Annotated in this window: 9 protein-coding genes and 1 riboswitch; of the genes, 6 read left to right on the forward strand and 3 right to left on the reverse strand. The window is 72.7% G+C overall.

Annotated elements, in window-relative coordinates:
• The first annotated feature begins 31 nt into the window (after window positions 1-31).
• Window positions 32-679: a substrate-binding domain-containing protein gene (locus WMF33_RS07125; protein WP_437339453.1), complete on the forward strand. Its 648-nt coding sequence runs from the start codon at window positions 32-34 to the stop codon at window positions 677-679.
• 12 nt (window positions 680-691) lie between these two features.
• Here WMF33_RS07125 and WMF33_RS07130 read toward each other — a convergent pair whose 3' ends face one another.
• Window positions 692-1,219, reverse strand: a complete 528-nt coding sequence (locus tag WMF33_RS07130; protein ID WP_061626770.1) for a hypothetical protein — start codon at window positions 1,217-1,219, stop codon at window positions 692-694.
• An 88-nt stretch (window positions 1,220-1,307) separates the two neighbouring features.
• Complete coding sequence (gene typA / locus WMF33_RS07135) at window positions 1,308-3,194, reverse strand: translational GTPase TypA (protein WP_437336422.1); 1,887 nt, start codon at window positions 3,192-3,194, stop codon at window positions 1,308-1,310.
• Between the two features lie 188 nt (window positions 3,195-3,382).
• Window positions 3,383-3,590, forward strand: a riboswitch (cobalamin riboswitch).
• A gap of 233 nt (window positions 3,591-3,823) precedes the next feature.
• On the opposite strand from typA, the gene WMF33_RS07140 reads away from it, so the two are divergent.
• The 4 genes from WMF33_RS07140 (at window position 3,824) to WMF33_RS07155 (ending at window position 10,387) form a co-directional block, all read left to right on the forward strand.
• Complete coding sequence (locus tag WMF33_RS07140; protein WP_437336423.1) at window positions 3,824-5,947, forward strand: TonB-dependent receptor; 2,124 nt, start codon at window positions 3,824-3,826, stop codon at window positions 5,945-5,947.
• 138 nt (window positions 5,948-6,085) lie between these two features.
• Complete coding sequence (locus tag WMF33_RS07145; protein WP_437336424.1) at window positions 6,086-8,947, forward strand: N-6 DNA methylase; 2,862 nt, start codon at window positions 6,086-6,088, stop codon at window positions 8,945-8,947.
• A gap of 5 nt (window positions 8,948-8,952) precedes the next feature.
• Window positions 8,953-9,549: a hypothetical protein gene (locus tag WMF33_RS07150; RefSeq protein WP_437336425.1), complete on the forward strand. Its 597-nt coding sequence runs from the start codon at window positions 8,953-8,955 to the stop codon at window positions 9,547-9,549.
• A gap of 136 nt (window positions 9,550-9,685) precedes the next feature.
• A complete protein-coding gene (locus WMF33_RS07155; RefSeq protein WP_437336426.1) occupies window positions 9,686-10,387 on the forward strand; it encodes a DNA-directed RNA polymerase in 702 nt (233 codons plus the stop codon).
• A 4-nt stretch (window positions 10,388-10,391) separates the two neighbouring features.
• Here the strand turns inward: WMF33_RS07155 and WMF33_RS07160 are convergent, their stop codons facing one another.
• The gene (locus WMF33_RS07160; protein WP_437336427.1) at window positions 10,392-11,324 is read right to left on the reverse strand and encodes a MerR family transcriptional regulator; all 933 of its coding nucleotides are present in this window, start codon (window positions 11,322-11,324) and stop codon (window positions 10,392-10,394) included.
• Between the two features lie 131 nt (window positions 11,325-11,455).
• Here WMF33_RS07160 and WMF33_RS07165 point away from each other — a divergent pair, with 131 nt between their 5' ends.
• A complete protein-coding gene (locus WMF33_RS07165; RefSeq protein ID WP_437336428.1) occupies window positions 11,456-13,939 on the forward strand; it encodes an ATP-binding protein in 2,484 nt (827 codons plus the stop codon).
• Window positions 13,940-14,091: the final 152 nt, after the last annotated feature.

Raw genomic sequence — 14,091 nt, forward strand, 5'->3', positions numbered from 1 at the left:
CGAGCGCGCCGCCGCCGGACGCGACGCCGGCCTGGCAGGCCACCTCCGCGTCACCGCGTCCGAGTGGCTCGCCGCCCGTGTCCTCGGGCCGCTGCTCGCCCCGTTCCTCGCGCGTCACCCCGGCATCTCCGTCGAGCTCGTCGCGGATGCGCGCTGGCTGAGCCTCCCGCGGCGGGAGGCCGACATCGCCTTCCGCCCCGCCGCGTTCGAGCACCGCGAGGTCTTCCAGCGCGAGGTCGCGCGCATCGGGTTCGGCCTCTACGCGTCGGAGGCCTACCTCGCCGAGCGCGGCCCGCCGGACTTCGACCGGCAGTGCGAGGGCCACGCCCTCGTCACGATGAGCGACGATCCGCCGGCGGTCGCCGACCTCGCGTGGCTGCGCGCCGTCGCCGCGAAGGCCCGCGTCGCCGCCCGCACCAACGGCCGCGAGGCCCAGGCGACGATGGGGGCCGCCGGGGTCGGGCTCGTCTGCCTGCCGCGCTACCTGGGCGACGCGACGGCGGGCCTGCGCCTGCTCTCGCCGCCGTCGCCGCCGCCCGAGCGCGCGCTCTGGCTCGGGGTGCACCGCGACACGCGCGGGGTGCCGCGCGTGAAGGCGCTCGTCGCGTTCGTCACCGACGCCCTCGGGCCGCTGCGAGGCGCCCTCCGGCCGGGCGCGCGGCCGCGCCCCGGCCGGTGACGCGCGACGCCGCTACCGGCCCTCGCTGAGCTGGCAGGCCCGCTGATCTTCGTAAAACGGCGCGCAGTCCACGTAAATGAAGTCGGGATCGCACGCCGGGTCGCTGGAGGGCATGCACGCGAACAGCGGATCGAGCCACGCCGAGATCTGCTCGCAGCGCGTGACCGACGGGATCTGGACCATCCTGCCCATGCAGTCGAAGAACGGCGCGGTCAGGTCGTTGCAAGGGCGCGGCACCGAGAGCAGCTCGGCGCAGGCGTCGCGACAGCCGGGGTCCGGGCAGGCGGTGCCGTCGAAGAGGGCGCAGAAGAAATCGCACGAGGCCCGCGCTCCGCCGCCCGAGCCCGCCGCGCTGGAGCTCGACGACTGCGGGCCCGCGCCGACGCTCGCGCGCCCGCTCGACGTCGCGCTCGCGCCGGCGCCCCCGGAGCCGTCGTCGCCCCCCGGGGCGCCGTCGACCACGACGGCCCCGCCGCAAGCGCTCGCCCCCGCGAGCGCGATGAGCGAGGCGAGGAGCGCCGAATGCAGCGTCGTTCTCATGCCCGGGAGTCTACACCGGTCCACGCCGGCGCGGGCAGGGGCGGGGGTCGCTCGCCGGGCGCGCGCTCGCGTGGCGCGCGCTCGCCGCTCACTCCACGGCCTGCGCCTGCTCGATCGCGTCCTCGCGGCGCTCCCGGCGGTTGCACGCGAGCACCTTCTTGCGGACGCGCACCGCGTCGGGCGTGACCTCGACGAGCTCGTCGCCGTCGATCCACTCCATCGCCGTCTCGATCGTGAGCAGCCGCGGGCTGGCCAGGAGGACGTTCTCGTCCTTGCCGTGGTTGCGCACGTTCGACAGCTTCTTCTCCTTGATCACGTTGACGTCGGTGTCGTTCGGCCGGTTGTGCTCGCCGATGATCATCCCCTCGTAGACCTCGACGCCGGGGACGATGAAGAACATGCCGCGCGGCTGGAGGTGGTGCAGCGCGTACGGGGTCGCCACGCCGGCGCGATCGGCGACGATGGCGCCGGTCGGGCGGCGCATCATCGGGCCCCCCCAGGGCGCCCAGCCGTCGAACATCGTGTTGAGCAGGCCCGTCCCGCGCGTCGCCGTCAGGAACTCGCCCCGGAAGCCGATGAGCCCGCGCGACGGCACCCGGAACTCGAGGCGGGCGCGCCCGAAGCCGGGGTTCGTCATCTTCACCATCCGGCCGCGCCGGGTGCTGAGGCGCTCGGTCACCACGCCGACGTAGGTGTCGGGCACGTCGACGACCACGAGCTCGATCGGCTCCATCACCTCGCCGTTGATCTCGCGCGTCACGACCTCGGGGTTCGAGAGCTGCATCTCGTACCCCTCGCGCCGCATCGTCTCCACGAGGATCGCGAGCTGGAGCTCGCCGCGGCCGAGCACCACGAACGTGTCGGGCACCTCGGTCGGCTCCACCCGGATCGCGAGGTTCTTCATCGCCTCGCGCTCGAGCCGCTCCTTCAGGTGACGGCTCGTCAGGTACTTCGACTGCTTGCTCTTGCCGGCGAACGTCGACGTGTTGACGCCGATCCTCATCTTGATCGTCGGCTCCTCGACCACGATCCGCGGCAGCGCCTCGGGGGTCGCAGGGTCCGCGATCGTGTCGCCGATCGTGACCGACTCGAGCCCCGCGATGGCGATCACCTCGCCCGCGGCGGCGCTCTCGACCGGGACCCGCTTCAGCCCCTCGTAGGCGTAGAGCATCTTCACGTAGCCGCGCGACTGGCCGCCCTCGCCGAGGAGCGCGACGTCGGCGCCGGACCGGGCGGTGCCCCGGACCACGCGGCCGACCGCGAGCCGGCCCACGTAGTCGTCGTGGGTCGTGTTGCAGACGATGACCTGGAGCGGCCCTTCGGGGTCGCCGGAGGGGCCGGGCACCCGCTCGAGGATGGTCTCGAAGAGCGGCTCCAGGTCCTTGGCCTCGTGCTCGAGCTCGCGCTTCGCCTGGCCGAACTTCGCGATCGCGTAGAGCGTCGAGAAGTCCATCTGCGCGTCGCTCGCCTCGAGATCGCAGAAGAGGTCGAACACCTCGGAGAGCACCTCGTGGGCGCGCGCGTCGCTCCGGTCGATCTTGTTGATGACCACGATGACCGGGAAGCCGCGCTGGAGGCACTTCGAGAGCACGAACCGCGTCTGCGGCAGCGGGCCCTCGGCGGCGTCGACGAGGAGCAGCGCCCCGTCGGCCATCATCAGGGTGCGCTCGACCTCGCCGCCGAAGTCGGAGTGGCCGGGCGTGTCGACGATGTTGATCTTGACCCCGCGGTACCGGATGCTGGTGTTCTTCGCGAGGATGGTGATGCCGCGCTCCCGCTCGAGGTCGTTCGAGTCCATGACCCGCTCGGCCACGACCTCGTTCTCTCGGAAGGCGCCCGACTGGCGGAGCATGTGATCGACGAGGGTCGTCTTCCCGTGGTCGACGTGGGCGACGATGGCGATGTTGCGGAGGTCGTTACGCGGCATATACGGCGGCGGCCGTGTAGCACGCGACCCACGGAGGAGCGAGCCCATCCTCGCCAGAGCCCGAACGTTCGGCCCGCGCGTGGACGTCGCGCGGCGAGCGCTCGCGTTCAGGTGGCGCGCGCGCGAGGCGGGCGCGAGCGCGGACAGGAGCCCGCGCGAGGCGGGCGCGTGGCGAGGGACGCGCGCGGAGCGGGCGAGGTGAGCGGGAGCGATTGACAGCCGGAGGCGCATCCTCCTAGGGTGCGCGCCGCGCTGGTGCCTGGGCGCTCGCTCAGGCTGAATAGGGAACCCGGTGAGATTCCGGGGCTGCCCCGCAGCGGTAAGCGAGAACGACCTCCACCCCATGCACTGGCCCGATGAGGGCTGGGAAGCGGTGGACAGTAGGAAGCCGGCCCGGCCGGAGCGCTCGCGAGCCCGAAGACCTGCCCGCGCCCGGCGACGGGGACACATCCGACGCCGGTTCGACCTGGGAGCCTCGAGGGAGGCGGCGAGGTCCGAGCCGGTGCAGCCCTGCGCACGTCCCGGATCCCGAGCCGCCCCCGCGTTGCCTTTCGGTCGCCCGCGGGGGCGAGAGGTCGGTCCAGGGCACCGCGCCGTGGGCGGCCTTTTTCCTCCTCGTGGAGCTCGATGCGAGCGGCCCGGCGCCGCTCCGCGCGATTGCGCGAAGGAGGACATGAATGCTGCGCGAGAACGTCACCAAGGGCCACGGACACCGCCATCGACTCCCTCGGATCGCCGCGCTGGCGATCCTGCTGTCCGCCGCGCGGCCAGCGCGGGCCCAGGGAGAGCCCATCGAGGTCACGGTGCACGCGGAGAAGCCGGGGAGCGAGGCCGCCTCGCGCGTCTCGGTCGGGCACCGCGAGCTCGAGCTCCGGCCGAGGCTCCGGCCGGGCGACCTCCTCGAGTCGGTCCCCGGGCTCTTCGCCGTGCAGCACGCCGGCGGCGGCAAGGCGAACCAGTACTTCCTGCGCGGCTTCGACGCCGACCACGGGACGGACGTCGCGTTCTTCGTCGACGGGGTGCCCGTCAACCTGGTCAGCCACGGCCACGGGCACGGCTTCACCGACCTCTACTTCATGATCCCGGAGCTCGTGATCGGGCTCGACGGCTACAAGGGGCCCTACTACGCGAGCATCGGCGATTTCGGCACCGCGGGTGCCGTCAACCTCCGCTTCGCCGAGACGCTCGACGAGAGCTCCGCGCAGCTCAGCGTGGGGCAGTACGGCATCCTGCGCGGCCTCGTGATCGCCTCGCCGGAGCTCGGCGACGACTGGCGCGCGGTGGCCGCGGCGGAGGTCTACCGGAACGACGGGCCGTTCCAGAGCCCGGAGCGGCTCAAGCGGTTCAACGTCTACCTGAGGGCGACGCGCGACCTCGGCAGCACCGGCAAGGTCCAGGCGACGTGGATGTCCTACGGCTCGACCTGGTACGGCTCCGGCCAGATCCCGGCGCGCGCCGTGTGCGGGGAGGGGGAGCAGGGCGGCCTGAACCCGCCGCCCTCCGCCTTCGGACAGCCGTGCATCGACCACTTCGGCGCGGTCGATCCGACCGAGGGCGGGGCGACCGCGCGGCACATGGCGTCGGTCTCCGCCTCGACCGCGTGGCGGGACGCCGACCTGAGCGCGATGGCTTACTTCCTGCGCTATCGCTTCACGCTGTACTCGAACTTCACGTTCTTCGCCGAGGATCCGGTGCACGGCGATGCGATCGAGCAGAACGACGACCGCACCGTGCTGGGCGCCGACCTCCGGTTCCGCAAGCAGATCGAGCACCGCGGGGCGAGGTTCACGACCTCGCTCGGCGCGCAGGTCCGCGCGGACGCGATCGACAAGTCGCTCCACCACGACGAGGCGCGCGAGCGGCTCGAGGAGCGGGATCGGACCCACGTCGACGAGGGCCAGATCGGCGTGTACGTCGAGCAGGACGCCCGGCTCCGGCGCTGGCTCCGCCTCGTGCTCGGCGTGCGCGGGCAGTGGATCGACGTCAACGTGGACGATCTGCGCGAGGACCTGGAGGGGATGGGGAGCAAGTCGAGCGGCGCGCGGGGGCAGATGCAGCTGCTCCCGAAGCTCTCGGCGGTCGTCTCGCCGGTGGGCGGGCTCGATCTCTTCGCCCACTACGGGCGCGGCTTCCACTCGAACGACGCGCGGGGCGCGGTGCTGGGCCGGGGGGCGGCGACGCTGATCACCCCGGCGAAGGGCTACGAGGTCGGCGCGAGGGTCGCGCCCGTGCGCGGCCTCTCGCTGAGCGCGGCCGGGTTCCTGCTCGACCTCGACTCCGAGCTGGTCTGGAGCGGCGACGCCGGCGTGACCGAGGCGTCGGGGGAGACGCGGCGCTACGGGATCGAGGTCGGCGCGCGTTACCGGCTCGGGAGCTGGCTCTTCGCCGACGTGGACGCGACCTTCACCCGCGCGCGCTTCCGCGCGAACGCCGGCAACGGGAGCGCGGTCGCGCTCGCGCCGACGCGGACGCTGACCGCGGGCATCGGGGTGCGCAGGGCGTTCGGCGCGCTCACGCCGTTCGCGGCGCTCCGGGTGAAGGCGATCGGCGCGCGGCCCGCGACCGAGGACGAGTCGCTCACCGCCGAGGGGTTCACGGTGGTCGACGCGAACGCGGGGCTCCGGTGGAGGAACGTCGAGGCGGCCGTGGACATCCAGAACCTCTTCGACGCGACGTGGCGCGAGGTGCAGTTCGCGAGCGACTCGAGGCTGCCGTACGAGCCGGCCGCGGTCACGGGGATCCACTACTCGCCGGGGTGGCCGTTCACGGCGATCGGGCGGGCGACGCTGTACTGGGAGTGAGGGACGCTGCGCTCTAGCCCGTGCCCGAGCGCGCGACCGTGGCGTGCGCCGGGGCGAAGGAATGACGTTGGTGGAAGCGGCGACGGGAAGGAGGCAGGCTCGCGACCCGCGGTGCGCGCGTGTATCGTTCGCGCAGCCATGCCGACGCCCCACGACGTCTTGCAGCTGCTCTCCCGGGCAGATCTCTCCGCCCTGGCCGATCGCTTCGGGGTCGACCTGCCTGACCGGCGGAAGAAGGCGGCGATCCTCGACGCGATCCTCTCGACGCCGGGGCTGCAGCTTGATGAGGTGCTGCGCGCTTTGCGCATCGATGAGCTGAGAAATCTGTGCCGTGCGCTCGGCCTCGACGCGCGTGGGCGTGACAAGGCCGTCCTCGTCGAGCGTCTGATCGAGGAGCCCTCGCCGGAGATCGCGGCGCGCGGCGCCGCGGGGACGCAGGGGGGCGCGGCGGCCAGGCTCGGCCCGGGGAGCGAGGCGCGCGAGGGTCGGCTGACGAAAGAACGGCTCGTGAGCTGCCTCCTCGAGGCTGCCAGGCTCCTTCGGCACACGCATGGCCAAAGCGGGCAGCATCGGACGGTCATCGCCGTCCTGCTCCTCCTGAAGCGTCTGAACGATGCGGAGCCCTCCACGTACGATATCTCGGTACCTGCTCGGGCGCGATGGGCGAGGATCGAGGCTGCCCCGACGATGGTCGATGTGGCGTTGAACGTCGCCTGCGCGGCGATCGAGGAGCTCAACCCCGCTCTCGATGGCGTGCTTTCCTCGGTCGATTTCACGGACGAGCGACACTTCGGGGGCCATGCCGACCGTGCTCCTCTCCTCCACGAGCTCGTCCGGATCTTCTCGGGACTGCCGCTTCGTGACGGGGATCTGGCCACGCCCGACACGCTAGGGCGCGCGTTCATGATGTTCCTTGAAGAGGTGGCCCTCCGGGACCGCGCGGGCGCCGGTGAGCGCCTCCCCACGATCGCGATCGCCGAGCTGATGGCGGAGCTGCTCGATCCCTCCGAGGGGATGCGTATCCACGATCCGGCGTGCAACTCCGGCACCTTGCTGGTCGCGTGCGCGACATACGTCGAGCGCCGGGGTGGAGACAGGCGGAGCCTCTCGATCCATGGTCAGGAGAAGAGCGTCGATGCCTGGACGCTCGCCAGGATCAACATGCTCCTGAACGGTCTGCCGAACGCGCAGATCGAGAAGGGCGACACGCTCCGCGATCCGCGTAGCACCGAGGGTGGCCATCTCGTGCGTCATGACCGTGTCCTCTGCGTTCCGCCGTTCGGGCTGATGTGGTGGGGGCATGACATGGCGGAGCACGATCCCCATCATCGTTTTCGATACGGAGTACCTCCCGCGAACCGCGGTGACTTCGCGTTCCTGCAGCACATGCTCGCCAGCCTCCATCCTACCGGGCGGATGGTGATGCTGGCGCCCGAAGGCATGCTGTTTCGGGGAGGATCCGAGGGGGAGATCCGAAGGAGAATGCTGGAGGATGGCCTGTTCGACGCGGTGATCGGGCTGCCTGCCAACCTGCTCCCGTCCACGCGTGTCCCCACGGCGATCCTCGTCTTGAGCCGCGACAAACCGGCGTCGAGGGAGCGAAAGGTGCTCTTCGTCGATGCCTCGCGAGGGTTCCAGGAGGGGCGCGTGAACAACCGGCTCGGGCCCAAGGACGTGGCCAGGATCGCGGAAGCTTTCCGATCGGCCAGCGACGTTCCTGGGTATGCGCGGCTCGTCGACGTCGACGAGATCGCGACGAGCGGGTTCAGCCTCGCGGTGCGCCGGTATGTCGACGCCGGCGCTCCGACAATCGGCGAAGCGCCCGCGCAGATGTGGAGGCGCATCGAGCTCAGGAACTACCGGAGCATCGCGGAGGCCAGCGTCGATCTGGCGCCTTTCACGGTGCTCGTCGGCCCGAACGGCAGCGGCAAGTCCAACTTCGCCGATGCGCTCGTGTTTGCGAGCGAGGCCGCGATCGACGCCGCGACCGCGGTCGAACGGCGCGGCGGCATCGCCAGCATCAGGCGCTGGCAGCCGGAGGAGGGCGAGCCGGCCGACGTTGTGGTCGACATCCGCGCCGCGATGTCGCGCGTGGGCCTGGAGACCGATTACCTGCGCCACCAGTTCACGATCCGCGCGAAGGGCAACGGAGCCTGGGCGTTCCGCAGCGAGACCATCGAGCTCTTTGTCCGAGGCGCCCCGGTGAGCTGGGTCGAGCGGACGCCCGAGGGGCTGGATGTGGAGCTCGAGCCAGGGCGGCGCACGACCTCAGGCGTCAGCGTCCCCAAGCTCAGCGAAACAGCGAGCGCCATGATGCTCACGCGCCAGCTCTTCGACATGGCCAGGGTCACGGCGCTCCGGAGCGTTACGCGGATCCGGCTGAACGCCGAGGTGATGCGTCAGCCGCAGATCGCGACCGAGTTCACCCGCCTGGACGAGTCGGGGAGCAACATCGCCGTGGCGCTCCGGAGCCTCGACGCCGAAGGACAGGCGCGCGTCCTCGCTGCCATGCAGCGGATCGTCCCGGGGCTCTTGAGCATCGCCGTGGAGGCGTTCGACCGGTTCCTGCTCCTCAAGTTCGAGCAGCGCCAGCCTGGAGGACACGTGGCGCGGTTCTCGGCGAGCGAGATGTCGGAGGGCGCCCTGCGTGCGCTCGGCATCCTCGTCGCAGCTCAGCAGATGACCGGAGACGAGCTCCTGATCATCGAGGAGCCTGAGGTCGCGATCCACGTCGGAGCGGCCCAGCTGCTCTTCGACGTGCTCAAGGACGCGTCGACCAGGGGCTCCCTGCTGATCACGACACACAGCGCCGATCTGCTCGACGCCGCGCGCGAGGAGGAGATCCTCGTGTGCTCGTATCGTGACGGCGTGACGCAGATCGGTCCGCTCTCCTCGGCGCAGCGCGAGGTCGTACGACAGGGGCTGTTCTCCGTCGCCGAGCTGATGCGCTCCGAGCCGCTGCGAATCGAGGGGGAAGAGCCCGAGAGCGTCCAGCTCTGAGCCTCATGAAGCGCCTCGTCTGCATCGTCGAGGGCAGGGGCGAGGTCGGCGCGATCCCGAACCTCTGCATGCGGATCCTGCGCCAGTACCTCCTGGATATGGCGTGGATCGTCGACCAGCATCCGATCCGGCATCCTCGCAGCCAGCTGGTAAACGAGAGGGACAGGAGCCCGCTGCGCCGCTGTCATGCCGATGGCCTGGGCCGCGCCGTGCAGCTCGCGCGGTCCCGGGGCGCTCAGGCCGTGCTCGCCCTGTGCGATGCGGATGACGATTGCCCCGCGACGTGGGGCCCCGACGCCGCGCGCGCCATCCAGGTGCTCATGCCAGGCGACGCCGTGATGGCGGTTCGCGAGTACGAGACGTGGCTGCTCCTCAATCACGCGCAGGAAGAGCTGCGGCGGGCTGGAGCTCCCATGGTGGAGAGCAAGCGCGGCGCCAAGGAGGTGCTGAGGAGGCTCGTCCCGGACTACCTGCCGACCACGCATCAGCTGAGCGAGACACGGAAGATCAACATCGCCCTCGTCCGCAGTCGCTCCGACAGCTTCGACAAGCTCGTCCGCGCGCTGGCAACCATCTCGGGCATGCCCCTTCCGGATCGCTGAGCTGGCCGCGCTGTCCTTGCCCGAGCGGCAGACCGCGCGCCGCCGATGAGCTCACGCTGTAAGGTCCGCCCGGTCGCCCCGTTGCGAGGAGGTGCGCCCGCGGCTCTCGTGCCGCGGCGCTTCCACGAGGGCTTCCATGCTGTTCCGTGTCCGCCCGATCCACACCGCGCGGCGGCGCCCGGCGACCGCCGCGCCGCTCGCCCCGCTCCTCGCGCTCACCGCTGTCTTCCTCACGTTCCTCGCCGGCTGCGCCCCCCGCCTCGTCCCGTTCACGCACGAGCTCCGCGTCCAGCACGGCCTCTCCGACAGCGACGTGAAGGGCCTCCAGTTCTACGTCTCGCACGAGATCGCGCTGCGCCGCGAGCTCACGGCCGAGAGCTCGCGGATCACGAGCAGCCACACGCTCCTGCTCGTCTCCGGCAAGGTCATCGAGGAGGTCGTCGTCGAGGAGCGCACCCCCGGCGTCGTCGTCGGCGCGCGCGGCGGCGTGCTCTCGGTGAGCTTCGAGCCCGGCGCGTCGCTCACGTTCTCCGCCGCCCCCGAGCCCGAGCCCGCCGCGCCCCCGACGCCGTTCCCCGGCTTCGCGACCCCGCCCGATCCGTTCCCCGGCAACGCCGCGCCGCTCCTCGCGATCCCGAGCGCGGCGGGCGATGCTACGACCCTCGGCGGCAACTACTGGCTCGCGGCCGGACCGGGCGGCGAGGTCCGCTACCAGGGCAAGGCGTTCTCGGCGATCGAGGACAGCCTGCGGGCCCACCTCCTCATCGACGCCGACGCCCTCGAGGAGGTCGTCGAGCGCCGCAAGGTCCTCCCCGGCGTGCGCCTCTCCGGCCGGTGACACGTCACGCCGGCGCCGCGAGGTGGTGCTTCATCGCCTCCGTCAGCCAGTCCCACTCCGGCGCCCGCCCCGCCTGGGCGGGCTGTCCGTTCATGATCGCGACGAGCTCCCAGTACCGCGACGCGCGCGGGTCGTGCCTGCGGTACCGGTCGAGCAGCGAGGCGCGGAACGCCCCGTCCGCCGGCTTGCCGGCCGCCGCGGCGAGCCCCGAGACGAAGGCCTCGACGATCGGCGCCGCCGCGGCGGACGACGGCGCGACGCCGCGAGCGCTGGCGTCGCGCGCGGCCCGGGCCGCCTCGTCGTTCGCCCGCTTGTAGGCCGCGAGATCGAAGCCCCCGTCCCACGTGCTCGCGGCCGCCGCGCGCATGCCCTCGACGAACGTCGGATCCGACAGGATCCCGGAGAGCTCTATCCACGCGTCGAGCTGCGCGGGCGTGGGTTCGTCCGGCAGCTCCGGCGTGCTCGCCTCGATCATCCCGCGCACCCACTGCTCGTCGATGGCAATCCCGTCCGACACGCGCGCGAAGAAGCGCTCGACGGTGGCTCTCCTCTGCTCATGCGATAACCGAGTCACGGCGCATAACCTCCCGATTTCCTGCTCGGTGGGCTCCGAGCGCAGCGCGGCGCGGAGCGCGGCGGCCACGCGGCGCAAGGCCGCCATCTGCGCCTCCACCGCGGTGAGGCGCAGCCGGAGCGCGTCGCCCAGCGACATGTCGCGGGAGAGCACCGCCCGGATCGCCTGCAGCCCCAGCCCCGCCTCGCGCAGGGTGCGGATCAGATCGAGCCGGACGACGTCGCGCTCGGCATAGAGCCGGTAACCGCTCCGCGACCGCGCCGACGGCGGCAGGAGCCCCTCGTCGGAGTAGAAGCGGAGCGTTTTTACCGGAATCCCCGTCCGGCGCGACAGCGCGCCGATGGTGAGCCGCTCCTTCGCCACGACCCCACCCTGAGGTCTCCAGCGGCTGGAGAGTCAAGCGCCAGCACCCACGATCCTCCGCCTGCGCCGCGCCCGCGCCGCCGGCCGCCGTTGCGAAGCCGCGCGCCCTGGGCTTCCATGCCGCCGGCCCCGTGAGCACCCCGCCGCCCCCCAAGCTCCGCGCGCCGCGCGTCCGCGCCGAGCTCGTCGCGACCGGCTGGGAGCTGTTCTCGGCCCTCCTGTTCCTCTCCGCCGTCGTCCCCGCGGCCCTCACCACGCCGTGGCCGGCGATCCTCCTGCTCGCCTCGATGGCCCTCTCCGCTGCGCTCTCGGGCCTGCTCGCCCGCCGCGGCGACCGCGGCTTCGCCATCGCCGCGGCGATCCGCACCCTCTCGTGGCCGCTCGCCGTCTCGCCGCTCGCCCTCCGCGGCGCCCCCGCGGCGCCCGCCTCCTGGCCCGGGCCGCTCGGGATCGGCCACGCGACGCCGCCGTCGTGGCTCGGCCTCCTGGTCACGGCCGTCGCCTTCGGCGTCATGGCCGGCGGCATGCGCCTCGCCATCTACCGCAGCCTGCTCCGCGCCGACGCGGCCGACGGCGGCGCCTCCGAGGCCGCCTCCGCGCGCGCCCTCGCCGCGGCGCTCCGGCCGCGCCTCGCCGAGTCCGCGACGGCCGCCGGCATCGTCGGCGGCCACGTCATGCTGCTCTTCTGCGTCGCGTTCCTCCGCACCCAGAGCCAGGTCGTGTTCCAGGCGTGGTTCGAGGTCGTCCCCCTCCTCGCGCTCTCCGGCACCCTCGGCTTCACCCTCGCCGTGCGCCCCGCCACGGGCGCGATCGTCGCCGCCCTCCGCGCCGGCCCGTCCGGCGACCGCGCCCTGCTCGCCCGCGGCCTCGCCCGCGCCGAGCGGCTCCCCGACGTCCTCGCCTCCCTGAACTTCGCGCTCTGGCTCGGGTGCACCGCGATCGGCATCGCCTACGTGCGCCCCGGCGCCACCTTCCGCCCCGGCGCCCCCTTCAGCGCCGCCGACGCGCTCATGCAGCTCGGCTTCGGCGCGCTCTTCGCCTTCGGCGTCTCGTTCTACCAGCGCGCGTGGCACAGGGACTCCGTCGCGCGGGCCGTCGACCTCCTGCGTGCGTGGACCGGCGCCCCCGAGCGCGGCGGCGCGCCCCCGACGCCCCTCCGGCGGCGCATGCTCCGCGACTTCGGGCTGCCGCTCCTGTTCACCGGGCTCCTCTCGCTCTTCTCCTCCATCGGCCTCTACCGCGCGCTCGCGACCCGCTCGTCGTTCAACGAGGATTTCAACGCGATCACCGCGCTCTTCGCCTCGTTCTCCCTCCTCGTGCTCGCCGCCCTCGGCGTCGTCGCGCGGGCGGCGCGCGAGCTCTCGCGGCCGATGGCGCAGCTCGCCCGCGCCGCCGACGAGGTCGCGCGCGGCGAGCTCGGCGCCGCCGTGCCGCGGCTGTCCGGGCCGAAGGAGGTCGTGGGCCTCGGCGAGAGCGTCGAGCGCATGCGGCAGGCGCTGTCCCGAACGATCGCCGAGCTCGAGGGCGAGCGCGCCGGCCTCGAGGAGAACGTCGCCGCGCGCACCGCGGAGCTCACGCGCGCCCTCTCCGAGCTGAAGCGGACGCAGGCCGCGCTCATCCAGGGCGAGCGGCTCGCCTCCATCGGCGAGCTCGTCGCCGGCGTCGCGCACGAGATCTATAACCCCCTGAACGCCATCGCCGGCGCCGCCCAGCCGATCGAGGAGCTCGCCGCGGAGCTCCGCGCCGTCCTCGACGCCTACCGCGCCGCCGAGCGCGAGCTCCCGGACGACCGCCGCCGCGCCATCGAGGCGCTCCGCGAGCAGCTCCAGACCGAGGCGGCGCTCGACGACCTCGTCGGCATCTCCACCCTCGTCCACCGCGCGGTCGAGCGCAGCGTCCGCATCGTCACCAACCTGAAGAGCTTCTCGCGCGTCTCCGGCGAGGCGCTGCCCGTCGACCTGCACGCCGGGCTCGAGGAGACGCTGCTCCTGCTCGGCCCGCGGCTCCGCCAGGCGCGCATCGAGGTGGTCCGGCGCTACGGCGAGCTGCCGCCCGTCACCTGCCGGAGCGGAGAGATCAACCAGGTCTTCATGAACCTCCTCGTCAACGCCATCCAGGCGCTGGAGGAGGCGAGCGCCGCGCCGGCCGCGCCGGCCGGCGCGGAGGAGGCGGAGGGCGCCGGCGGCGCGGCGAAGGGCCCGCCCGGCGCGCCGGTCATCTGCGTCGAGACCTGGATCGACGAGGACATGGCGGCCGTCGCCATCTCCGACAGCGGCCCAGGCGTGCCGCCCGACCTCGCGCAGCGCATCTTCGATCCGTTCTTCACCACGAAGCCGCGAGGGCAGGGGACGGGCCTCGGGCTCTCCATCTCGACGGACATCGTCCGGCGGCACGGCGGCACGCTCGCCCTCGCCCCCGCGGACGGCCGCGCTGGAGATCTGCGCTGCGGCGCGCCCGCCGGGGCGCGCTTCGTCTGTCGCCTGCCCCTCGATCCTCGCCCGGGGAGCGCCCGCCCGCAAGGCGATGCGCCCCCGCCTGCACGGCCGTCTTCCGACGGCGGCCCGGCCCCGCGGACGGCGGAGGCGCGCCCCGCTCCGCGGACAGCGGAGGCTTGAACCAGCGCGCAATCGGCGCCGGTCTCCCACCCCACCTCCACGCGGAGCGCGCTCCAGATTCCTCCGCACCCGACCGCGGCCCCGTAGACCGGCTGTTTCAAACCGGATACGTTCAGCGAGCGATCCGACTCACCGCACAGCGCAATAAGGCC

Source organism: Sorangium sp. So ce394 (assembly GCF_051474665.1).
Taxonomy (GTDB): domain Bacteria; phylum Myxococcota_A; class Polyangia; order Polyangiales; family Polyangiaceae; genus Sorangium; species Sorangium cellulosum_D.